Below are 21,502 nucleotides of genomic sequence, written 5' to 3' on the forward strand. Positions count from 1 at the left end.
TCGCCATGAAAAAGCTATTTACGGTCACCGCCCTGCTCGCCGGCCTTGCGTTTAACCTCGCGGCCCAAGCCGAAGAACTGAGCGTGATGACCTCCGGCGGCTTCACCGCTGCCTATAAAATCCTCGGCCCGAAATTCGCCGCGGCCACCGGCAACACCCTGACCACCAGCCTTGGCCCATCGATGGGCAAGGCACCGGAAGCGATCCCCAATCGTCTGGCGCGCGGTGAGCACGCTGATGTGGTGATCATGGTTGGCTACGCCCTTGATGAGCTGATCAAACAGGGCAAGGTCGACCCGGCGTCTCGCGTCGAGCTGGCCGATTCGCGGATCGGCATGGTGGTGCGTGAAGGCGCGCCGAAACCGGACATCAGCAGTGTCGACGGCCTGAAGAAAACCCTGCTCGACGCGCAGTCGGTGGCCTACTCCGACAGCGCCAGCGGCGTGTACATCGAGCAGCAATTGTTCAAGAAACTCGGCATCGAAGATCAGTTGAAACCGAAGGCGAAAATGATTGCGAAGATTCCGGTGGGCTCGGTGGTTGCCACGGGCGACTATCAACTGGGCTTTCAGCAGGTCAGCGAATTGCTGCCGGTGCCGGGTGTGAGTTTCGTCGCGAAGATCCCGGAATCGGTGCAGTCGGTAACGCGTTTTGCCGCTGGCATTCCGGTCAAGGCCGAGCATCCAGAAGAAGCCAAAGCCCTGCTCGCTTATCTTGCCGCACCGGCCGCTCAGGCTGACGTGCAAGCCACCGGACTGGACTCGGTCAAGCGTTGATCGATGGCGGCTGGACGCGCATTTCCACGACCAGCCGCTCCAGTTCCAACGCCGCCGGGGTCAACGTGCGATCCCGGCGCTTGATAATGCCGACGCTGCGCATCACCTGCGGCGCGGTCAGCGGCACCCGCGTCAGGATCGGATGATCCGGCCCGGGCATCGCCATCAGCGGCACCGCCGCCACGCCCAACCCCGCCTCCACCAGGCCGATCATGGTCGTCACATGCCGCGTCTCGCAGATGCTCTGACGCTGCGGCACCACCCCGCCCAAGGCCTGATCGAGCAGGAAGCGATTGCCCGAGGTTTTGTCCAGCGCGATGTAGTCCTGCTGATAAAACTCGTCCCAGGTCACGCTATTGCGTCCAGCCAGCGGATGATCGCGACGGCAGGCGACAACGTAGCACTCCTGCACAAGCGGTTCGAACTCGACTTTGGCATCCTGCGTGCCGAGAAAACTCAGACCGAAATCCGCCTCGCCATTGACCACTGCACTCAACACATCGTGAGCGCTGGAATCGAGGACTTTGACCTTGATTCGTGGGAACTGCTGGTGATAACGCGCGACCACACGCGGCATGAAGTAGTACGCCGCCGAAGGCACGCAGGCAACGGTGACATGGCCCAAACGGGTCGAGGCGACTTCGCTGATGCCGAGCAAGGCAATGTCGAGATCGTCCAGCAACCGCTCGACGCTTGGCATGAAGCCGCGCCCGGCCTGGGTCAGGCTGACCTTGCGGGTGGTGCGCTCGAACAGTTTCACGCCGAGGGCGTCTTCAAGCTTTTCGATGCGTCGGCTCAGCGCCGGTTGCGACAGGCGCACGGTGTCGGCGGCCTTGCGGAAACTGCCCTGCTCGACCACGGCGCGAAAGGCTTGCAGGTCGTTGAGGTCGAAGTTAATGGCCATGGCGTTTCCGTGGATTGATTCGCAGGGGTTATAAATGTAACCAATTGATGCAAATTATTACAGCAACACCGAAAATCCCCTGTAGGAGTGAGCCTGCTCGCGATAGCGGTATCTCCGTCGACATGATCGGTGACTGATACACCGCTATCGCGAGCAGGCTCACTCCTACAAGGATCTTTGGTGGATCTGAAATTGATTCAACCCTTATCCTTGTCGCCCCCCGCCGTACCCGTAGTCAGGAGTCTTTCCATGCCCCATGAAGGCAATCTGTTGCAAGCCGCTGTCGTGTTTCTGTTCGCGGCGGTGCTCACCGTGCCTTTGGCCAAACGCCTGCAACTGGGCGCAGTGCTCGGTTATTTGTTCGCCGGGGTGATCATCGGCCCATCGGTGCTGGGCCTGATCGGCAACCCGCAGAGCGTTGCGCATATTTCCGAACTGGGCGTGGTGCTGCTGCTGTTTATCATCGGCCTGGAATTGTCGCCGCGACGCTTATGGGTGATGCGCAAATCGGTGTTCGGCGTCGGGCTGGCGCAGGTGCTGCTGACCGCGTCGGTGATCGGCGTGCTGGCCTTGTCGGTGTTTGGCCAACCGTTGAACAGCGCGATTGTGCTGGGCCTGGGTCTGGCGCTGTCCTCCACGGCGTTTGGCCTGCAAAGCCTTGCCGAGCGCAAGGAACTGACCAGCCCCCACGGGCGCCTGGCGTTTGCCATTCTGCTGTTCCAGGACATTGCCGCGATCCCGTTGATCGCCTTGGTGCCGATGCTCGCCGGCGTCGACCATCACACCAGCACCGCCGACGATATACGTCACAGTTTGCAGGTGCTCGGCGGTATTGCGGTGGTGGTGATCGGCGGTCGTTATTTGCTGCGCCCGGTGTTCCGCGTGGTGGCAAAAACCGGTCTGCCGGAGGTGTCCACCGCCACGGCGTTGCTGGTGGTGATTGGCACGGCGTGGTTGATGGACCTGGTCGGTGTATCCATGGCGCTGGGGGCGTTTCTCGCCGGGCTGCTGCTGGCGGATTCGGAATATCGCCATGAGCTGGAAGCGCAGATCGAACCGTTCAAAGGCCTGCTGCTCGGGCTGTTTTTCATCAGCGTCGGCATGGGCGCCAATCTCAGTCTGTTGCTCAGCGCGCCGATCACCGTGTTGGGTCTGACCTTGTTGTTGATCGGCCTGAAATTGCCGCTGCTGTTTGTCGTCGGGCGTCTGGCCGGTGGTTTGAATAAAGTCAGTGCGATTCGCCTCGGTATCGTCCTCGCGGCCGGTGGTGAGTTTGCCTTTGTGGTGTTCAAGATCGGTCGCGATCAGGGCTTGTTCGAGCCGCGTCTGTACGACTTGCTGGTGCTGACCATCACCCTGTCGATGGCAGTGACGCCGCTGCTGCTGTTGATCTGCGCGCGTCTGGTCAGCCCGAAAGTGCAGCCGGTGGAAGTGCCGGAGCAGTTCCGCCAGATCGACACCGACGCGCCACGCGTGGTGATCGCCGGCATGGGTCGGATGGGCCAGATCGTGGCGCGGATTCTGCGCGCGCAGAACATCAAATTCGTCGCGCTGGACACCTCGGTGGAAACCATCGAACTGTCGCGCAGCTTCGGCGGCGTGCCTGTGTTCTACGGCGACCCGATGCGCCCGGAAATCCTCCACGCGGCGAAGGCCGGCGAGGCAGAGTATTTTGTGATCGCCACGGACGATCCGGAAACCAATATCAAGACCGCCGAAGTGGTGCACAAGCTCTATCCGCACATGAAAATCATCGCCCGCGCGCGCAACCGTCAGCACGTGCATCGCTTGGTTGACGTCGGTGCGGAGGCGATTCGCGAAACCTATTACTCCAGCCTGGAAATGAGCCGGCGTACATTGGTTGGCCTTGGTCTCACCCAAGCCCAGGCGGATGCGCGGATCAAGCGTTTCAAGCATCACGACGAACAGGTGCTGGAAGCGCAACACGCCGTTTACGACGACGCCGCCAAAGTCCTGCAGACCGCCCAGGAAGCCCGGGCGGAACTGGCCAAACTGTTTGAGTCGGATCAGCTCGAAGAGCAAGCGCGCAACAGCTGATCCTGCCTTGCACAGATCCACATGTGGGGGCGAGCCTGCTCGGAAAAGCGTCGTGTCAGCTAACACTTCAATAACTGACAGATTGCCTTCGCGGGCAAGCCCACTCCCACAGTGGTCGAGTCGAACCGATTTTCGTGTACGACATAAAAACCCTGTGGGAGCAGGCTTGCTCGGAAAAGCGTCGTGTCAGCTAACACTTCAATAACTGACAGGTTGCCTTCGCGGGCAAGCCCGCTCCCACAGTGGTCGAGTCGAACCGATTTTGGCGTACGACATAAAAACCTGTGGAAACGAGCCTGCTCGCGAAGGCGTCGTGCTAACACTCCAATAGCTGACAGATTGCCTTCGCGGGCAAGCCCGCTCCCACAGTGGTCGAGTCGAACCGATTTTGGCGTACGACATAAAAACCTGTGGGAGCGAGCCTGCTCGGAAAAGCGTCGTGTCAGCTAACACTTCAATAACTGACAGATTGCCTTCGCGGGCAAGCCCGCTCCCACAGTGGTCGAGTCGAACCGACTTTGGCGTACGACATAAAATCCCTGTGGGAGCGGGCTTGCCCGCGAAGAGGCCGGCACAGTCAACATCAATCTTGCTGAAGTCAGGCCAGTTCCAGCGCGGGCGCAGGCTCGACCGCCGCAACTGCAAACCGATCCGCCAGAAACGGCGTGATATCCAGCGGCAGCGGCTCGTCATTCACCAACTTGTCCAGCAGCACACCGGTAATCGCCGAGGTCAGAATGCCGGTGCGAAAGTGCCCGCAAGCATTCAGATAACCCTCCACCCCGCGCATCGGTCCGAGGATCGGTAATTCATCCGGCGAGCCCGGGCGCAGCCCTGCCCAGGTGCGTTTCAGGTTGACGTCGGCAAGCTCCGGCAGACAGCGCACCGCGCCCTGCACCAGCCCGGCGATTTCCGGGTAGGTGGTGGTGACGTCGAAGCCTTTGTCCTCGGTGGTGCTGCCGATGAGGATTTCGCCGTTGTCCTTCTGCGCCACGTAGCAGTCGCTGGTGGTCAGGCAGCCGTTGAGGATTTTCGGCATGCGCTCGGTCAGTAGAATCTGCCCTTTCACCGGTTTCACCGGAATGCGAATCCCCGTGGCCCACTCGCTCAAATCTGCCGCCCAAGCGCCGGCGGCGTTAATCAGGGTCTTGCAGTGGAACACGCCCGCCTCGGCCGTTTGCACGCCAGTGACGCGTGTGCCGTGATGCAACACGCCGGTGACGTTGGTGTTGACGAAGAGGTCGACGCCGTTCTGCCGCGCGCCTTCCATATAGGCGTCGGCCAGACGAAACGGACTGACCTGATGGTCACAAAGAAACTCCAGCGCTCCGCGTGCTTCATGGCTGACGCTCGGTTCCGCCTCGCGCAGCGCAGCCTGATCAAGCCAGCGCACCTGGTCGGCCAAATGCGGAATGCAGCCGACGATGTGCTCGGCATAGAGCCGGTCTTCATCGTCATAAATCACGAACTTCAGCCCGGTCTTTTCAAACTTGAAGTCCATGCCGTGGTTGTCTTTCAATTCGCGGTGCAGCGCCGGGTACAGCGCGTTGGACTGCAAGGCAAAGTCGAAAAACGATTCCGGCAGGATGTGCGGCGTGCTGGCGTCCACCGCCACCGCCGCGCCCTGGGTTTCTCGCTTGCGGTTGGCCGACATCATGCGGAAAAAAATCACTCCGCAGCCGAGGCCGACCGACTCGCCAATCGCCCACAAACCGCCGGCCGAAGCGCGGGTCGCATTGCCGGGGCGCTTGGCGTCGATCAATGCAACCTTGAGGTCTTTGCGCTTCGATAACTGGTAGGCGCAGGACGCGCCGATCACGCCGCCACCGGCAATGACCACATCGTAGAACTTACTCATGGGAAGCGGCCTCCGTGCCGAGGGACTGGAACGCGGAAAAAGGCACCGGATCAATCGGAAAGCGCGGGCGCAGCCAGCCGACATCCTGGCGGCCTGTGGCTTGGCGCAGACGATCAGTGCAATAGCCGACGCACATCCGCCCCTGACAATCGCCCATGCTGACGCGGGTGCGCATTTTCAGGCTGGCGATGTCTTGCACGCCCTGCTCCAGTGCCCGATCGATGTCGGCGCGGATCGCGTGTTCGCAGCGGCAAATCACCGTGTCGGCCGCCGGCAAAGCCGTCTGGCCGGCGCCGCGTTCGGTGTAGCGATCCACCGCAGCACGGAAACGCACGATGGCTTTGAGTTTGCTCAGGTAACGGTCGCGGCGCACGCGGGCCAAGTCTTCTTCAAGCACGCCGCGTTGCAGCAGCATTGAAGTCGCGGCGATCCTGCCGGCCAGCATCGCCGCTTCACCGCCGCGAATCCCGCCCATGTCGCCGGCCAGGTGCACATGGGGCGCATTGCTTTGCTGCCAGATATTCGCGTGGGCGCGCAGGTAGCCGTCGTCACTGAAACCGTGGTCGAGGCCCATCTGCTGACTCAGTTGGGTGCGTGGAATGAAGCCGTAACCGACGGCCAGGGTTTGCGCTTCGAAGCGCTCGACCCGCGACAGGTCCGGCTCCCAGGTCGCCGAATACGGGGCGACGCTGACGCTTTTCAGTTCGCCCTCGCCATGGGCTTCCACCACGCCCCAACCATAGTTCATCGGGATACCGTGTAATTTGAGGTACGCGAGCATGCTCAAGCCGTCGAGAAACAGTTGCGGCTTGTTCAGCAGCGCCAGGCTTTCACGGGCAATTTTGCCGAAAGCGCAGGCCTCGTAGACACCCGCCACAGACACACCGGATGCATGCAACTGGGTCGCCACCAGCGGCAGCAACGGTCCTGTGCCGGCAATGATCACCGGCCCTTGCGGCTTGACCACGCCGCTCTTGATTTGCAATTGCAGACCGCCGAGCAGAATGACGCCCGGCAGCGTCCAGCCGGGGAACGGCACACTGCGTTCGTGGCAACCAGCCGCGAGCAGCAACTGCGGGTATTCGATCTGCTGCAATTGCTCCCCGTCGTCCAGCACCACCAGCGCGCGGGTACCTTCAGCGCCGACTACGCGGTGGTTGAGGCGTACGTCGATCAGCGCGGCGTGTTCGTGGAATTCACCATGCAGTTTCCCCAATACCTCTGAATAGCGCGGCCCCAGATAATCCAGTTGCACGCCGTCACGCAGCGGCCCGCGATAGACCACGCCGCCCAGGCGCGAAGCCTCTTCAAGCAGGGTGCAGCGCACGCCGTGGCGTGCCAGTTCGATGGCCGCCGCCATCCCCGCCGGCCCGCCGCCGACAATCACCGGTGGCAGGCTCATACGACCTCCTGACCGACAACGCGGTTGACCTGGGTTTCAATCTGCATGCCGTCGCGCACCACGGTCTGACAGGCGCGCCGCTTGTGCCGACCGTTGACTTTCACCAGGCAGCACTGGCACACGCCCATGCCGCAATAGGCGCCGCTGATTTGATTGTGGTCGTTGCGTGCGATCTGCCGCACGCCGAGTGACTGGATGACAGTGAGCACGGTTTCGCCGAGGGCGGCGCTGACCGCTTGGCCGTTGATGTGGACAGTCATGTCCGCCTGCACCAAGGGCTGGATATCGAAGGGTCTTTCTTGGCAGTTCATTGCGATGTTCGTCCGTGAAAATTTCAGGAGGAGTTTTGCGCCAGCTCCTTGCTGCACTACACCGTGCGCCCCGTTTCTAATGCATTCCAGCGGGGCGGCTGCGGTACTCCATCAGCGCAACAGGGTGCGCGTCAAAGCACTGTAGCTCATACCTCAGCAAAGGCCTGGATCATTTACGTTAGGCGATATCGCCAGAAGAAATATTGATCCAGGCCAGTGAAACGGGTAGGAGGTTCAGCGATCAGTTGGAGAAAACGAACTGGCCTTTGATCTTCTTCGCGCCGAAAAAACCGAGGTCGGGAAACAACAGGTTTTTCAGCCACGCGACGTAGAAGATCATCGCCAGGGTGATTGCCACGCCGACCACCGTTCCGGTCGGGTCATCGCCGTATCCCTTGAACAGGCGCGGCACCTGGCTGATCGAAAGCACCACGTACACGGTGTAAGCGTGAGCCGCGTTGCGATAAAAACCCCAGGCGAACAGCAACGGCACGCCGCCAGCCAACAGCCCGAGGCCGATGGCGAATCCGGTACTGATGGTCAGCCCGAGAAGATAGCCGCCCACCAGACCGATCAGCGCCTGAACATAGATCAGCCCCAGAAGGATTTTGATCTTGCCGGCGTGGCGCTCGAGCAGAGCCGGATCGGGGCGTGAGCCGATCAGGTACGCCAGCGCCTTGTCTTTCAGCGCACCGCCGGAGAACGCTTTGAACGTCTCGGTTTTCGAGCGGCCGGCATCGAGCATTTCGCCGACCTGACGTTTGATTTCCTTCTTGTCCAACGTGTTCTTCCTTAATGAATAAATGGGGGTGAAGCCGAGGTGCACTTCGGGTGCGGATTGTCGCTTTGTTGAGTCGCCGAAAGCAAAAGGCTCAGGGATGCCTGAGCATTGCGCAGTGACTAAACGCAATTTATCGACCTTGTTTAAATCACAGTCCCAGAAAGCAAAAAGCCGCTTCCACCCGAAAGTGAAAGCGGCAGAGGCATCCTGCCTCAGAGGGATCAGTGCACGAACAGGGCGATCAGGATGATGATCGGGATCGGTACGCCGAGAAAGAACAGCAGTAATGAGCGCATGGGGACTCTCCTTTTAACGGACCGCAGTGGTCGTGGTGTAGGTGTCGACTTCGACGTACTCGACCGCATCGCGACGACGGCCGCCGAAGGTGGCTGCGAGGCTGGCGAAAAACGCACCGGCCAACAGCGCGACGAACATCCACAGCGAGGTGTAGGCAGCGACTTTCGCGGCGGTGTCGGCGGCTTGCCGGGCTTTCAGTTTGGCGTCGGCGATGGCTTTCTGCGTGCTGGCATAAATTTCATCGACACGGCGTTCGGCATCGGCCTGGGTCAGGTTGGTGCGTTGCGATACGAGCTGTGCGAGGTAGGTACGGTCCTCAGGGCTGAGCTGTCCGTTGGCCAGGCTCTGGGCGAAGATGCGGGTCACGGTGCCGCGCGCCGCGTCATCGCTGACGGCAGCTGGACGGTCATCGCGAAACAGACTGTCGACGAAGTAGCCGTACTGATCGCTGTCAGTGTTGGCGGCGGCAGAACCGGCCGCCTGACTCATCGCCCCGGCAGCGCCGCCAACGGCATTGGCACCGGCCTGCACACCGCCGCTGACGACGCTGCTGACCGAGCCGACCACCAGAACAGCGGTGACCAAAGTGGCTACGCACCAGGCCAGGAAACCGTGCGCGGTGTCGCGAAAGTAAACTTCATCACCGTGCATGTTGGCCCATTTCACCCGCAAACGGCCGGCTAAATAGCCGCCCATGCCGGAAGCAATGATCTGCGTTACCGCCAGCCAGACAATCGTCGAAATGCCCAGGCCCTTGGCGCTGACGCCCTCTCCGGCCCACGGTGATACAGCCGAAAAGCCCAGGCCGAAACCGAGCAGCACGAGGATCATCGACAGCGCAGCGGCAGCCGCGGCACCGGCGAAGATCGCGCCCCAGGACACGCCGGACACACTGCTCGACTCTTCCAAGGCAGGATAATAGTCATCAGGGGATCTATTCATTGTTGTACTGCTCCAGGCATGAAAAATGGTGTTACAACTCGTCATGTGAGCAAGTGCAGTGACCGTGCCAGTTGCAGCGAACAAATAAATACTTGGTTTTCAATAAGTTATGAAAGATGAATTTGTTGAGACGTTGCAAATTGCAACACGCGCTGAATAACAGCGGGTTTTATGCATTGGCTGAGTCGATCATTTTCGCTTGTAGCTCTTGCTTCCGCCGGGCGTCAGGCAATACACGCCGCCACGCGGTCCTGTGCAAAACGAGCCGGTACCGCAGGCGCAACTATCCTCGCTCTGCAGGAAGTTCTGCGGGCGTACCGACTGGCGTTCGCCGAACATCGCCGCGCAGCTCTTCTTCGAACCGCTGATCGAGCCGTCATTGCACAGGAGCAGATCGCCGTCGCAACGGTCAATTCCGCCTTTCTTGCCGGAACAAGGCGTGTTGGCAGACAGAGCGAGACTGCTGCTGAACACCAGCAAAAGCAGAACAATCGTCCTCCAGCCCCGGCTAGTCAATATAATCACAGCGCCACTCCTGCTGGACTTTATGGCCAGATGATATCAATCTTCCCGTCATTAGGACGCTTGTCCCGGCGAATGGCAGCTACAACATGAAAGTTAATTTAAAGCGTCACGGCAAATTCTTGGCAAAATGCTGCCATTGCGTTTAACCCGATCAGCAGGCCTGCCTATGACTCGAATCTTGACCATCGAAGACGACGCCGTGACCGCGCGGGAAATCGTTGCCGAACTGAGCAGCCACGGGCTGGACGTCGACTGGGTCGACAATGGCCGCGAAGGCCTCGACCGCGCCGTCAGCGGCAACTACGACTTGATCACCCTGGACCGCATGTTGCCCGAGCTGGATGGCCTGGCCATTGTCACCACTTTGCGCACCATGGGCGTAGCGACGCCGATTCTGATGATCAGTGCGCTGTCCGATGTCGATGAGCGCGTGCGTGGTTTGCGGGCCGGCGGTGATGACTACTTGACCAAACCGTTTGCCACCGACGAAATGGCCGCACGGGTTGAGGTGTTGCTGCGTCGGCAAAACAGCGTTGCCACCCAGGCCACGACGTTGACAGTCGCTGACTTGGAACTGGACTTGATCAGCCACGAAGCCCGGCGTGCCGAGCAGGTGCTGACGCTGTTGCCGACCGAATACAAGCTGCTGGAATTCCTGATGCGCAACAGCGGCCAGATCCTTTCGCGGATGATGATTTTCGAGGAAGTCTGGGGCTACCACTTCGACCCGGGCACCAACCTCATCGACGTGCACATCGGCCGCCTGCGCAAGAAGATCGACGCCGCCGGCCACGTGCCGCTGATCCGCACGGTACGGGGCTCGGGCTATGTCATTGCCGAACCCGTCTGACGGCTGGCGCTCCTCCAGCAGCCGCTTGCTGGCGCTGTACAGTTCGCTGTTCGTGGCCTGGAGCGCGATCCTCATGGGGGTCATGTATTACGAGGTGTCCGGCTACCTCGACAAGCTCGCCAAACACTCGCTGATGCAACGTCAGCATCTGTTTTCGCACTTTCGCGGCGAACAGCTTGAAGACGCCCTCGCCGCGAGCATGACCTTCGACATTCGCGGCATCGACGCCTACGGCCTGTTCGACGCCAACGGCGTGTACCTCGGCGGTGCGCTCCAGCAAATCCCCGAAGGTCTGCCGCTGGACGGCAAGATCCACATGCTCGCCGAGTGCGCCGACTCCGACGACCCGACCCTGCCCAGCGACAGTTGCGATGCCGTGGCGACGCAGACCCGCGACGGTCGCTGGCTGGTGCTGCTGCGTGACAACGGCTCGCTGTTTGCGGTAACACGGATCATCCTGCACGCGTTGCTCTGGGGGGTGTCGCTGACGATCCTGCCGGGGATCGCCGGCTGGCATCTGCTGCGACGGCGCCCGCTGCAACGGATCCGCGCGATTCAGGACCGCGCCCAGGCCATCGTCGCCGGGGATCTGGCCCAGCGTCTGCCGCTGTCCAATCGCCGCGATGAGCTGGACATGCTCGCCGCCATCGTCAACGCCATGCTGGAACGCATCGAGCGCTTGATGAACGAAGTCAAAGGCGTGTGCGACAACATCGCCCATGACCTGCGCACACCGCTGACCCGCTTGCGCGCGCAGTTGTACCGCATGCAGCAACAGGCCGGCGAAGGCACGCAGGAGGCGGCGCAACTGGATCTGGTGCTGGCTGAAGCGGATACGCTGATGGCGCGCTTTCGCGGTCTGCTGCGGATTTCCGAATTGGAAGATCGTCAGCGCCGCTCAGGTTTTGTCGAACTCGACCCGGTGCAATTACTCGAGGAGTTACACGCGTTTTACCTGCCGCTGGCCGAGGAAGGTGATTTGCGTTTCCAACTGAACATGCCGGAAACGCTGCCGCCCCTCAATGGCGACCGGGCGTTGCTGTTCGAGGCACTGGCGAACCTGTTGAGCAACTCGATCAAGTTCACCCCCCCCGGTGGAACGGTGATGTTACGCGGGGTCAACGCGGGCGGGCGAACGCGCATCGAGGTTCACGATTCAGGCCCGGGGATTCCCGAGGCTGAACGTGAAGCAGTGTTCCAGCGTTTCTATCGCACCGAAGGCGGACAACCACACAGTGGCTTTGGCCTCGGCCTGTCGATTGTCGCGGCGATTGTCAGCTTGCACGGTTTCAGCCTTGAAGTCGGCAGCAGCGATCTGGGCGGGGCGAAATTGCTGCTCGATTGTCGGCAGAGTTTGATTGAGAACTCCTGATGCCCACTTGAAACGCAACCCCTGTAGGAGTGAGCCTGCTCGCGTTTGCGGTGTGTCAGTCAACATAGGTATGGACTGGGACGACGCTATCGCGAGCAGGCTCACTCCTACAGGGGGATTGTGGTGTTTTCAGGTTGGGTAATTGGCCCGCAGGGCGTCGAGGCCGCCTTGGTAGATGCCAGTGAACAATGCCACCACTTCGTCATCGCTCACGCCGACGGCGTTAAAGCTTCCCGACCAAACGACCCGGGCGCCCTGCCCTTGGGCCTCGACCTTGATCGTTGCCAGATAATCACTCGCCGGGAACGGTGCCTGTTCGATTGAATAGCTGTAAGTCTTCGCGGCGTTATCAAAGGTTTGCAAGCGCTCGATCACCACGGCACCGTCCGCAGTGCGCAGGGTGCGGACACGCCCGCCTTCGCTCAGCTCGCTGCTGGCAATGAACGGCAGCCAATCCGGCAGGGTGTTGAAGCCGCCGATCAATTGCCAGACCTGTTCGGCCGAGGCCGGGATGTCGATGGTTGCGGATGCTGTAGGCATAAAAACCTCTCTCTCGAAGGATTCAGATAGTCGGATTTTAACGGTATGAACAGCGCAAAAACCTGTGGGAGCGAGCTTGCTCGCGAAGGCGAACTGATATTCGCCACAAAAATCTGATGTCAGTTTTTTTGCAGGCGTAAACGACCATTGCTATCCACATCGACACGTAGCGCGTCGTAACTGGCCAGCGTCGCGTGCGCCGTTTCAATAGGGTGTTGATGGGTGGTGGTGATGATCATCAGTGCCGCCCCCGCCGCTTCCGCTGCCTGGATGCCGACGGTGGCGTCTTCGAAAATCAGGCAGTCCGCAGGCTCGACGCCAAGCCGTTTCGCAGCGAGCAAATAACCCGCAGGGTCAGGCTTGCCGGCCTGTACGTCTTCAGCCGTGATCATCACCGCCGGTTCGGCAATTCCCGCTGCTGCCATTCGCCGCAGGGCCAGGTCCCGTGGCGCCGAGGTCACCATGGCCCAACGGTCTTGCGGCAAGCGGTTGAGAAATGCCGCTGCGCCGGGAATCTCGACAATGCCTTCAACATCGTCGATTTCCGCCGCGGTGATAAACGCCGCTTGCTCCTGGGCATTCACACCCGCCAGGTTCAGGCGGGTGATCGTATCGATGGCCCGCGCGCCATGAATGGTCGGCAGAAACGCCTCGACATCGACGCCATGGCGCACGGCCCAGGCTGACCAGATGCGCTCTGCGGCGGCGATGGAATTGAGGACGGTGCCGTCCATGTCGAACAGGAAAGCGCCGAAGGCGCGCTCGAAAACCGATGTGTTAGCAGACAAAGGGGCAAATCCTCTGACAGATGGCCGGGCAGATGAGCACGGCAATGTAGCATTGTCAGTGCAGGCGCGGTGCCTTGGCTTTGAACGCGCTCTCGACGCAATCGAGCAACTGGCCGATGGCCCACGGCTTCTTGATGAACGCGACCGTGTGCTTGACGCCCGAGGTTTCCGGCGTTTCATAGCCGGACATGACCATCACCGGTTTTTCCGGCCAGCGGTCGCCGACCAGATTGGCCAGATCGGCACCGTTGAGGGTGCCGGGCATGGTGATGTCGGTCAGCAACAGCGCGACGTCCGCCGCATGCTGCTCCAGATACAGTGATGCAGCGTCGGCGCTGATTTGCGGTTCGACCTTGAACCCTTCTTCCTGAAGAATTTCGCAGAGAAATTCCAGAATCAACGGATCGTCCTCGACAACCAGAATCAATCCGCCAGGAAGGTGCGCGCTCGACGTAGGTGTAGGGCACATGAACAGCACTCCCCCGAATTACATTTTCGAATAGCGGCTTGAATCCGCTGCTTATCTGGTATGAGCAGCGCGCCTTGCATAAATTCATTTTTGATACAGCTGTTTTCTACAAGGTGTTGTTTTCGGCCGGCAACGAGCGTCCCGAGCGCTCATTTATGGTTAAAATGCCGGCCCTTTTCTGGCCGATCCTGACCGATGAACCCTCAAGCCCTCGCCACCCTCCACGCCCATTTGCTGCCTGCACTGGCGGCAGCACCCAGCGAAACCCGCCGCCTGTTTCACGGCCGCGGACGTTGCTGGCCGGGGCTGGAGCAACTGACCGTGGATTGGTTACAGGGCGTGGTGCTGGTGTCGCTGTTCAAGGAACCGGCGCCGGAGCAGTTGCAAGGTCTGAAGGAAACGCTGCTGCAACTGACCGCTTCGCCGCAATGGCAGCAGTGCGGCGCGCACACCTTGTTGCTCCAGCATCGATACCTGCCGCAAAGCACGGCCGAATGGCTGATCGGTGAGGAAATCGACGAAATGACCATCGTCGAGGGCGCCTTGCAGTACCGCGTCGACCTTGGGCGCAAGCAGAACACCGGGCTGTTTCTCGATATGCGTTTCGGGCGCAACTGGGTGCGCGAACAGGCGGCAGGCAAGCGCGTGCTGAACCTGTTTGCCTATACCTGCGGTTTTTCCGTGGCGGCGATCGAGGGTGGCGCCAGCCATGTGGTCAATCTGGATATGTCCCGCGCGGCGCTGAGCCGGGGGCGCGACAACCATCGCTTGAACGGCCACGACCTGAGCAAAGTGAGTTTTCTCGGCCACGACCTGTTCAAGTCCTGGGGCAAGGTGATCAACAGCGGGCCGTACGATCTGGTGATCATCGATCCGCCGTCGTTCCAGAAAGGCAGCTTCTTGCTGACCAAGGATTACCAGCGTGTCCTGCGGCGCCTGCCGGAACTGCTGACAGCGCAAGGCACCGTGCTGGCCTGCATGAACGACCCGTCGTTCGGCCCGGACTTCCTGATTGATGGCGTGACCCAGGAAGCGCCGAGCCTGCGCTTCGAACAGCGGCTGGACAACCCGCCGGAGTTCCCCGATATCGACCCGCAAAGCGGCCTCAAGGCCCTGGTCTTCCAGCGCATCACCTGACACACCAGCAATTCCTGTGGGAGCGAGCCTGCTCGCGATAGCGCTGTATCAGTCAGCTGATTTTTTTCTGACACACCGCCTTCGCGAGCAAGCTCGCTCCCACATGGGCCGCGGCTAGACACAACAGCCACTGAAGCCACAAAACCTGTGGGAGCGAGCTTGCTCGCGAAGGCGATATGTCAGTCGAAGCCGTGTCGACAGGAAATCGCGGTGATTCAGGACGACTGGCGGTACTTGAGTCGGCCTGCGCGCGCTCCTAGGATGAACTTACGCAATGACTGGACTGATCCGGCGCTGCGTAGACGCGGGTGTTCTGAACCCTAATCAAGCCCACGTCTTGCTGCACATGCCCCTTGAGCCTCACGGGCTCTACTTCCTCCCCATCAAAGAGCTTTGAGGCTCTTTTTTTGTCTGCGCGTATCAGTCCCCAGCCGGCGCCTCAGCGCGAATCGAGCGCCATGCCGCTTGCGCGAGTATTTCGCGATAAGCGGTCGGACTGCCCTTGACCCGACCGGCCAGCCAGGCCCGACAATAGCTGTCTGCCTGGCCGATGATCAGCGATGGCAACAGTTCGGCGGGTAGTTGCTGAAGTTCAGCGGCGCGCCCGGACTCAGCCAGCCATTGGCGCAGACGCAGATTGCGTGTTTTGTTGCGCTCGGCCAGCTCCTCCCTGAACGGCCCTTTCGTCACGGCAAAGCGCGCGTGGTACTGAAAACGCGCCCACTGCGGCTGTTGCTCGACCCAGTCGACGTAGCTGAAAACCAGCGCCTGCACGCCTTCTTCGGTGGTCTTCGCCGCGTCCAGATACGCATCGCGCAGGCGCGCCTGATCCTCCAGCGCGGTGAAAAACAGCGCCGCTACCAAACCTTCCTTATTGCCGAAATGGTGGTAGATCGCGCCGACGCTGGTGTCGCATTCGGCGCGAATCATCTCGATGGTGGTGGCCTCGATCCCCTGTTCGTTGAACAGGCTCAGGGCCTTGCGAAAAATATCGCGCTTGAGTTCGGCGCGGCGGCCGGGGTAGCTGCGTTCCAGTAAATCGGCGGTGTCCATGCTGATTGAGGCCTGAAAACGAGGTTGGAAAAAGGCAGGCATTGCCCGTGATAAAAACACGCCTAGGTTGACAGATTTCCCTCAGACAGAATACCGTTCCGTTACAGAATATTATTCTGTAACGGAACATCATTCTGCCAATCAGCCTAAATCAGGGGTCTTTCTCATGAGTCAGTCGCTCAGCATGTTCAACAGCGTCGGTGCCGATGCTTTCAGCAAAATGGCCTGCCAGTTCGCACCGTATTTCAGCACCATCAATCCGCTGATCAGTGAACTGCGCCCAAACGCAGCCACCGTGCAGGTGCCATTTCGCAAGGAGATCACCAATCACCTCGGCACGGTGCATGCGATCGCCCTGTGCAACGCGGCAGAACTGGCCGGCGGGATGATGACCGATGTGTCGATTCCCGACGGCGCTCGCTGGATCCCCAAAGGCATGACCGTGGAATATCTGGCCAAAGCCAAGACCGACGTGACCGCCGTCGCCAGCGCTGAGGGGGTGGATTGGCACAGCGATGGCGACAAGGTCGTCACCGTCGACATCCACGATAGCGAAGGCAAGAAAGTGTTCACGGCGCGGATCACCATGAACGTCAAGCTCGGTTGAGATCGCAGGCACAAAAAAGCCCTTGCTGCGCGGTTCGCAACAAGGGCTTCTGGCCTACAGCCAAATCAGTGCAAGGTCAGGCGCTGACGGACAAATGCTTCAACGTGGCGACTGGTCTGATCCAGGTGCCGGTCACGCTGTTTTTCCGCATCGAGCATCGCGCGCTTGCCGTTTTTCTGCAGCAGGTAGGTGTGAATCTGTTGCACCTCCAGCGAACGGTAGATCGGCGTCGTGTCGATAAAGCCGCGCAAGCCGTTGCTGCGGTAATGCCGGGTGCTCATCAGCACCTGGGTCTCGCGCTGACCGATTACCTCGAAACCCATCGCCTCGAAATACGGCACCTTGCCGACGCTACACGCCAGTTCCGCATGGGGATACCGCCCGACCATCTCGGCGATCATCGCCCGCGCCACACCCTGACGGCGATGCCCGTCGCGCACGGCCAGGTAAGCGACGCTGCACGCTTCCCAATCACCCTGCACCGGCAGGTATAACAGAAAGCCGATGACCTGTTCCGGGTCGTCATCAGCGCTGGCAACCAGCAACTCCACCTCGGTGCCCTTCTCGCCATTCAACGCTTCCAGATACAGATGCACCTCATAGCCGACCGCGTACTGATAAACGTTGTACAACAGATTGCTCGGGCCGAGGCCGACGGCGCTGATGTCGGTCAGGTAATCGACGACCATTTGCAGGATCTGGCTGTTGACGCTTTCGGGGCATGGGGTTGTGTAGTGGGTGATGCGTGGCATGGGCGAACTCCGGCGGAAAACCGCGACATCATACCCTGTGCTTCCCCCAGGCATGCACGGATCACAGACCGCTCACTTGATCCGATAGTGAAAGGTATTGCGCACCGCCGGCACGGACACCGCGACGCCGTCGATGATCCGCGGCTGATACTTGAACGTCTGCGCCGCGGCCAGCGATGGCCGGATGAACAGCGGATGGCAGCCGTCGAGGACCCTGGGGTTCTCGACCCGGCCCTGCGGGTTGACCGTGTACTCCACCGAGCAATCGCCTTCAATATTTTTGTCCAGCGCACGCTCTGGATACTCCGGCGCCTCTTTGCTCAGCGGCAGGTATTGACGGCTATCGGCGAGCGCCTGCTGACGGGTGCGCTCGGCCTGCTGCGCTTGCTGCTGCGCCGCTTGCTGTTGCGCCAGCCGTTGCTGCGCAGCGGCGGTTTCTTGCGCTTGCTGCTGCTCGCGTTGCTGCTCGACCTGTTGTTCGCGCTGGCGCTCCTCCACGCGTTTGCGGGCCAATGCCGCGGCTTGCGGTTTGTGTGCGGCAGGTTTTACCGCCGCGAGCGGTTTTGCTGGGGCGACGGCAGCAGCCACCGCCGGCTCGACGATCGGCGCAGGTGTGGCAACGGGTTCAGGTGCCGGAGCTGGCGCGGCGGGCGCGACCATCACCAGTTGCGTGGTCAACACGGGCGGCGGTTTGACCTCAGGCGTCGGCGCCGACCACGTGTGGATGAGCAAGCCCAGCACCACTGCATGCAGGGCCAGCGCCAGCGCGGCGGCGAGACTGTGCTGGCGCAAATTCCGCCGGGGCATGGACGCGGTCATCGTAGCAGGACTGTGCATGATCATCGCCGTCATTGCGGGGCCTCGGTCACCAGGCCGAGGTGGCTTACCCCGCCCTGCTGCAACACCGCCATCGCCGCGACCACCCGGCCATAACCGGCGTCCTTGTCGGCACGGATATACACCTGAGTGTCGGGGCGTTGCGCGACAATCTGCTCGACCTTGGCGCGCATATCATCGAGGGCGACGGCGCTGTCGGTCTGGTGCTGCGTATCCAGTTCGCCGCCCAGGTTCCAGTAATAACCACCCTCGGCTTTTACCGACAGCGTCAGAATCTGCTGGCGCGTGTCGCTGGCCAGGGCTTCGCTGGCAATTTTCGGCAACTCGACTTTTACCCCCTGGGTCAGCATCGGTGCGGTCACCATGAAAATCACCAACAGCACCAGCATCACGTCGATGTAAGGCACCACGTTCATTTCGGCCTTGGGGCCGTGCTTGCGTTGCGGCCGGACGAGCATCGTTGTCTCTCCTTCACGCCGCAGCGGCAATGTTCATTGGCGTGCCGTGCAACTGGCGATGCAGGCGCACTTGCAGTTCGTTGCCGAAGGCGTAGTAACGCGTCAGCAGGGTCTGGCTGCGCGCCGCAAACCGGTTGTAAGCGATGACCGCCGGGATCGCCGCGAACAGGCCGATGGCGGTGGCAATCAACGCTTCGGCGATGCCCGGCGCAACCGTTGATAGCGTGGCTTGCTGGACCTGAGACAAACCGAGGAAGGAATTCATGATGCCCCACACGGTGCCGAACAAACCGATGTACGGACTCACCGAACCGACCGTGGCGAGGAACTGCAAACCTTTTTCCAGTTGCAACTCCTGCTCGCTGATGGCCACATGCAGAGCCCGCTCTACGCCTTCCTGGACGGCATCGGCGTGATTGCCGGCGTGCTGATTGAGGTGGCGAAACTCAGCGAATCCGGCATTGAAAATCGGCTCGATCCCCGCCTCGGCATCATCGACCTGCGCCGTTTCGCGGTACAGCGGCAACAATTCCGGGGTCGAACGAAAACGCTGGAGGAACGCGCTCAACTGACGGTCGCGCCGTTGCAGCACGCGGCCGCGCTGGATGATCAGATACCAGCTGACCAGCGAGGCCAGTAACAGGGTGAGCATCACGGCTTTGACCAAAAGACTGGCATCGCTGATCAGCCCCCAGATCGTCATGTGTTCGAGCGTGGCCTGCATGGTGAATCTCCTTGTGGGCAATGGCCGGTGCGGTCAAGGCAACAACCGCACCGCTATTCGATGAAAAATGGATGACCGGTTGATGACGGCTCAGGGCAACTTCAGCGCTTTGGTCACCTCGGCCCAGGGCACGAACTTGAAGTTCTGACTTTGCTCGGGCATGCGCTTGCGGCCGTCCTGCACCACCAGCAAGCCCTGGCTCCAAGGCCCGCCGAGGTTGGCCGAGGTAACCTCCAGACCGTCTGTTTCCGACGCTCCGTCAATCCCGGCGGACGCATTGAGCCCGACCCGGAACGCCCCGCGCATAGCAAAGGGCGGCTCGGCGTCCAGCAGCAGATAGCTGTCATTGCCCTGGCTTGAGACGACGAGGTAATCCCGTGCCTGGCTCTGATACAGCGCCAGCCCTTCAACATCAGCGTGCAGCGGCCCGCCAACCTTGATCACGCTGGTCAGGGTCGCGGGTTGATCGGCACGGGCGTCCACGGCCCAGACACCGACGTCCTCTTCACCAATAAACAGACGCTGGCGCTGGTCGTCGGCAACGCAACCTTCAGGCTGGCTATCGACCTTGAAACGCCGCACCAACTCGCCCTGAACCTTGCCGTCGGGGGCGCCAAGTCGGTATTGCAGAAAGGTGCCGTCCTTGTCGTTGGCGATGGCGTAGATCTCGCCGCTGGCCGGTTGAAACAGGCACAGGCCGTAGATGTCCTGCAACGGCGTCGGCACTTCGCCGATGGCGCGCAGTTGGCCGCTGTGGCGGTCGATGGCGAACAGGCTGAGGCTGTTGTGATCGCGATGACTGGCCACCGCCAGATCCACCGTCTGCGTACCCAGTTTGAAGTGGGCGCGCACATCCACGTTGTTCAGGCGTCCGACCGGCAACTCCTGTACTTGCCGGCCTTGCAGGTCATACACCAGCAGGCCCTGCTTCTTATTGGTGCCGAGCACACGGCTGAGCGACGGTTGCTGCGGATGCACCCAGATTGCAGGATCATCCGCCGCATCGCCCTGACGCGCGACCGGCGCGCTCTGCGCCTGCGCAGTCACGGTGGGCAGCACCGGCGGCAGCGGCACCGGCACCGGCGTGGCTTGCCAGTCGAGATGGCCTTGGTAAACGCGGCCATCGTCATCGTCACGAATCAGCACCTGCAAACCGCTGCCGGCTGGCTGCACAGCGAGATCCTGCGGTTCCTTCAACCCCGCCAAGGGCAAGGTCGCCTGCGCCGTCCAGCCCTCGTCCTGCTGTTGATAGAGGTGCAACTGTGCGGCTTCCGGGTCAAGCCCGAGAATGCCGCCGGGAAGCACGGCCATGGCGCCGGCCTCGCCACTGATCTGGCCGAATGGTTCGCGCAGGGCCACCGGTAAGCGCATCACCTCGCCCTCAGCCTGCGCGGGGTAGGCCCACCAGCCGACGTTTTCTTCGTTGACCAGCAGATGCTGCGCAGCGTCGTCGACCCGACAGAACGTCGCCGACGGTGGCAATGGCAGGCCGCGCACGCGCTGGGCTTGAGCGTTGAGCGTGACGCCGTTGCCCACCAGCCATTGCTCGCCCTTGCCCTCCTCACCGACGAGAAACACAAACAGGTTGTCGGCGTCGTCGCGGTACAGGCACAGGCCGTTCACGGCGAAGTCCCGGGTGGGCAAATACAACGGCGTGCCCCATTGCCGCCGCTCGGCATTCAGGCCCACGACCAGCGCCTGCTGGCGCGCGGTGTCGAGGCTGGCGACCCACGTGCCGCGAGCGGATGCGCGGCTGTCCAGGCTGCTGAACGAACCTTGCAACCGGGCGCGCTCGGCGCCTTGGGCATCGAGCAACAACAGACCTTGCGCGGGACTTATCGCCAGGCGCAGGTCTCCGGGCAGAAAACTCAGTGCCTCGAGCTTGAGCGTCGGCGCCCACGGTTCGAGCGTCAGGCTCGGCGTGGCCGCCAGGGTCGGGCCGGCGAACAGGCTGATCAGCGTCGCCAGCATCCAGCGTTGGTGTCGCGAATGAATACTCATGAACCGGCAGAATCCTTGTCGTGCGTGGATCGACGGCGGCACCCGGCCGCCAGCCGAGGC

22 protein-coding genes are annotated in these 21,502 nt (G+C 61.3%); 6 read left to right on the forward strand and 16 right to left on the reverse strand.

The genetic code is table 11. The features are described from left to right. The first annotated feature begins 5 nt into the window (after positions 1–5). Complete coding sequence (locus tag HU743_RS16310) at positions 6–776, forward strand: substrate-binding domain-containing protein (protein WP_186623431.1); 771 nt, start codon at positions 6–8, stop codon at positions 774–776. Here the strand turns inward: HU743_RS16310 and HU743_RS16315 are convergent. Further along, positions 766–1,680, reverse strand: coding sequence for a LysR family transcriptional regulator (locus tag HU743_RS16315; protein ID WP_186649794.1), 915 nt, complete (start codon positions 1,678–1,680; stop codon positions 766–768). The two genes, HU743_RS16310 and HU743_RS16315, sit on opposite strands and share 11 nt — an antisense overlap. Positions 1,681–1,929: 249 nt before the next feature. Between HU743_RS16315 and HU743_RS16320 the strand changes: the two genes are divergently transcribed. After that, a complete protein-coding gene (locus tag HU743_RS16320; RefSeq protein ID WP_186649797.1) occupies positions 1,930–3,738 on the forward strand; it encodes a monovalent cation:proton antiporter-2 (CPA2) family protein in 1,809 nt (602 codons plus the stop codon). A 598-nt stretch (positions 3,739–4,336) separates the two neighbouring features. Here the strand turns inward: HU743_RS16320 and hcnC are convergent. The 6 genes from hcnC to HU743_RS16350 all read right to left on the reverse strand — a co-directional run bounded on the left by hcnC (position 4,337) and on the right by HU743_RS16350 (position 9,848). Further along, positions 4,337–5,596, reverse strand: coding sequence for a cyanide-forming glycine dehydrogenase subunit HcnC (hcnC, locus tag HU743_RS16325; RefSeq protein ID WP_186649799.1), 1,260 nt, complete (start codon positions 5,594–5,596; stop codon positions 4,337–4,339). Next, complete coding sequence (gene hcnB / locus HU743_RS16330) at positions 5,589–6,998, reverse strand: cyanide-forming glycine dehydrogenase subunit HcnB (RefSeq protein WP_186649800.1); 1,410 nt, start codon at positions 6,996–6,998, stop codon at positions 5,589–5,591. The genes hcnC and hcnB overlap by 8 nt, the downstream gene beginning before the upstream one ends. Continuing rightward, positions 6,995–7,309: a (2Fe-2S)-binding protein gene (locus HU743_RS16335; protein WP_186649802.1), complete on the reverse strand. Its 315-nt coding sequence runs from the start codon at positions 7,307–7,309 to the stop codon at positions 6,995–6,997. The genes hcnB and HU743_RS16335 overlap by 4 nt, the downstream gene beginning before the upstream one ends. 241 nt (positions 7,310–7,550) lie before the next feature. Continuing rightward, positions 7,551–8,090 (reverse strand): hypothetical protein, encoded by a 540-nt coding sequence (locus HU743_RS16340; protein WP_186552595.1) that lies wholly within the window; start codon positions 8,088–8,090, stop codon positions 7,551–7,553. Positions 8,091–8,399: 309 nt separating this feature from the next. Further along, positions 8,400–9,329: a hypothetical protein gene (locus HU743_RS16345; RefSeq protein ID WP_186649804.1), complete on the reverse strand. Its 930-nt coding sequence runs from the start codon at positions 9,327–9,329 to the stop codon at positions 8,400–8,402. Positions 9,330–9,518: 189 nt separating this feature from the next. Next, positions 9,519–9,848: a hypothetical protein gene (locus HU743_RS16350; protein WP_186649835.1), complete on the reverse strand. Its 330-nt coding sequence runs from the start codon at positions 9,846–9,848 to the stop codon at positions 9,519–9,521. A 172-nt stretch (positions 9,849–10,020) separates the two neighbouring features. Between HU743_RS16350 and HU743_RS16355 the strand changes: the two genes are divergently transcribed. Together HU743_RS16355 and HU743_RS16360 are read left to right on the forward strand one after the other, a co-directional pair. Next, entirely contained in the window at positions 10,021–10,704 is a 684-nt protein-coding gene (locus HU743_RS16355; protein WP_186552591.1) for a response regulator transcription factor, read from the forward strand. Then, entirely contained in the window at positions 10,682–12,076 is a 1,395-nt protein-coding gene (locus HU743_RS16360) for a HAMP domain-containing sensor histidine kinase (protein ID WP_186637766.1), read from the forward strand. Before HU743_RS16355 ends, HU743_RS16360 begins: the two co-directional genes overlap by 23 nt. Positions 12,077–12,205: 129 nt before the next feature. On the opposite strand, the gene HU743_RS16365 is transcribed toward HU743_RS16360, so the two are convergent. The 3 genes from HU743_RS16365 to HU743_RS16375 all read right to left on the reverse strand — a co-directional run bounded on the left by HU743_RS16365 (position 12,206) and on the right by HU743_RS16375 (position 13,873). Next, positions 12,206–12,616: an SRPBCC family protein gene (locus tag HU743_RS16365; RefSeq protein WP_186637768.1), complete on the reverse strand. Its 411-nt coding sequence runs from the start codon at positions 12,614–12,616 to the stop codon at positions 12,206–12,208. Between the two features lie 119 nt (positions 12,617–12,735). Further along, on the reverse strand, positions 12,736–13,404 hold the full coding sequence (locus HU743_RS16370; RefSeq protein WP_186649806.1) for an HAD-IA family hydrolase: 669 nt from the start codon (positions 13,402–13,404) through the stop codon (positions 12,736–12,738). A 55-nt stretch (positions 13,405–13,459) separates the two neighbouring features. Then, entirely contained in the window at positions 13,460–13,873 is a 414-nt protein-coding gene (locus tag HU743_RS16375) for a response regulator (protein ID WP_186552509.1), read from the reverse strand. Positions 13,874–14,068: 195 nt separating this feature from the next. On the opposite strand from HU743_RS16375, the gene HU743_RS16380 reads away from it, so the two are divergent. Next, positions 14,069–15,010, forward strand: coding sequence for a class I SAM-dependent methyltransferase (locus tag HU743_RS16380; protein WP_186649808.1), 942 nt, complete (start codon positions 14,069–14,071; stop codon positions 15,008–15,010). Between the two features lie 420 nt (positions 15,011–15,430). Here the strand turns inward: HU743_RS16380 and HU743_RS16385 are convergent, their stop codons facing one another. Then, positions 15,431–16,063, reverse strand: coding sequence for a TetR/AcrR family transcriptional regulator (locus tag HU743_RS16385; RefSeq protein WP_186637776.1), 633 nt, complete (start codon positions 16,061–16,063; stop codon positions 15,431–15,433). A gap of 166 nt (positions 16,064–16,229) precedes the next feature. On the opposite strand from HU743_RS16385, the gene HU743_RS16390 reads away from it, so the two are divergent. Further along, positions 16,230–16,670 (forward strand): hotdog fold domain-containing protein, encoded by a 441-nt coding sequence (locus tag HU743_RS16390; RefSeq protein WP_186649810.1) that lies wholly within the window; start codon positions 16,230–16,232, stop codon positions 16,668–16,670. A gap of 65 nt (positions 16,671–16,735) precedes the next feature. On the opposite strand, the gene HU743_RS16395 is transcribed toward HU743_RS16390, so the two are convergent. The 5 genes from HU743_RS16395 to HU743_RS16415 all read right to left on the reverse strand — a co-directional run bounded on the left by HU743_RS16395 (position 16,736) and on the right by HU743_RS16415 (position 21,442). Further along, positions 16,736–17,422, reverse strand: coding sequence for a GNAT family N-acetyltransferase (locus HU743_RS16395; protein ID WP_186552505.1), 687 nt, complete (start codon positions 17,420–17,422; stop codon positions 16,736–16,738). 72 nt (positions 17,423–17,494) lie between these two features. Then, the gene (locus HU743_RS16400; RefSeq protein WP_186649812.1) at positions 17,495–18,274 is read right to left on the reverse strand and encodes an energy transducer TonB; all 780 of its coding nucleotides are present in this window, start codon (positions 18,272–18,274) and stop codon (positions 17,495–17,497) included. Next, positions 18,271–18,717, reverse strand: coding sequence for a protein TolR (tolR, locus tag HU743_RS16405; RefSeq protein ID WP_186552503.1), 447 nt, complete (start codon positions 18,715–18,717; stop codon positions 18,271–18,273). Before tolR ends, HU743_RS16400 begins: the two co-directional genes overlap by 4 nt. A 13-nt stretch (positions 18,718–18,730) precedes the next feature. Beyond that, the gene (tolQ, locus tag HU743_RS16410) at positions 18,731–19,441 is read right to left on the reverse strand and encodes a protein TolQ (RefSeq protein WP_186649815.1); all 711 of its coding nucleotides are present in this window, start codon (positions 19,439–19,441) and stop codon (positions 18,731–18,733) included. A gap of 90 nt (positions 19,442–19,531) precedes the next feature. Continuing rightward, a complete protein-coding gene (locus HU743_RS16415; protein ID WP_186649819.1) occupies positions 19,532–21,442 on the reverse strand; it encodes a phytase in 1,911 nt (636 codons plus the stop codon). Between the last annotated feature and the right edge of the window lie 60 nt (positions 21,443–21,502).

Origin of the sequence: Pseudomonas sp. SWRI99, assembly GCF_014270125.1 — a bacterium.
Classification (GTDB): Bacteria; Pseudomonadota; Gammaproteobacteria; order Pseudomonadales; family Pseudomonadaceae; genus Aquipseudomonas; species Aquipseudomonas hamedanensis.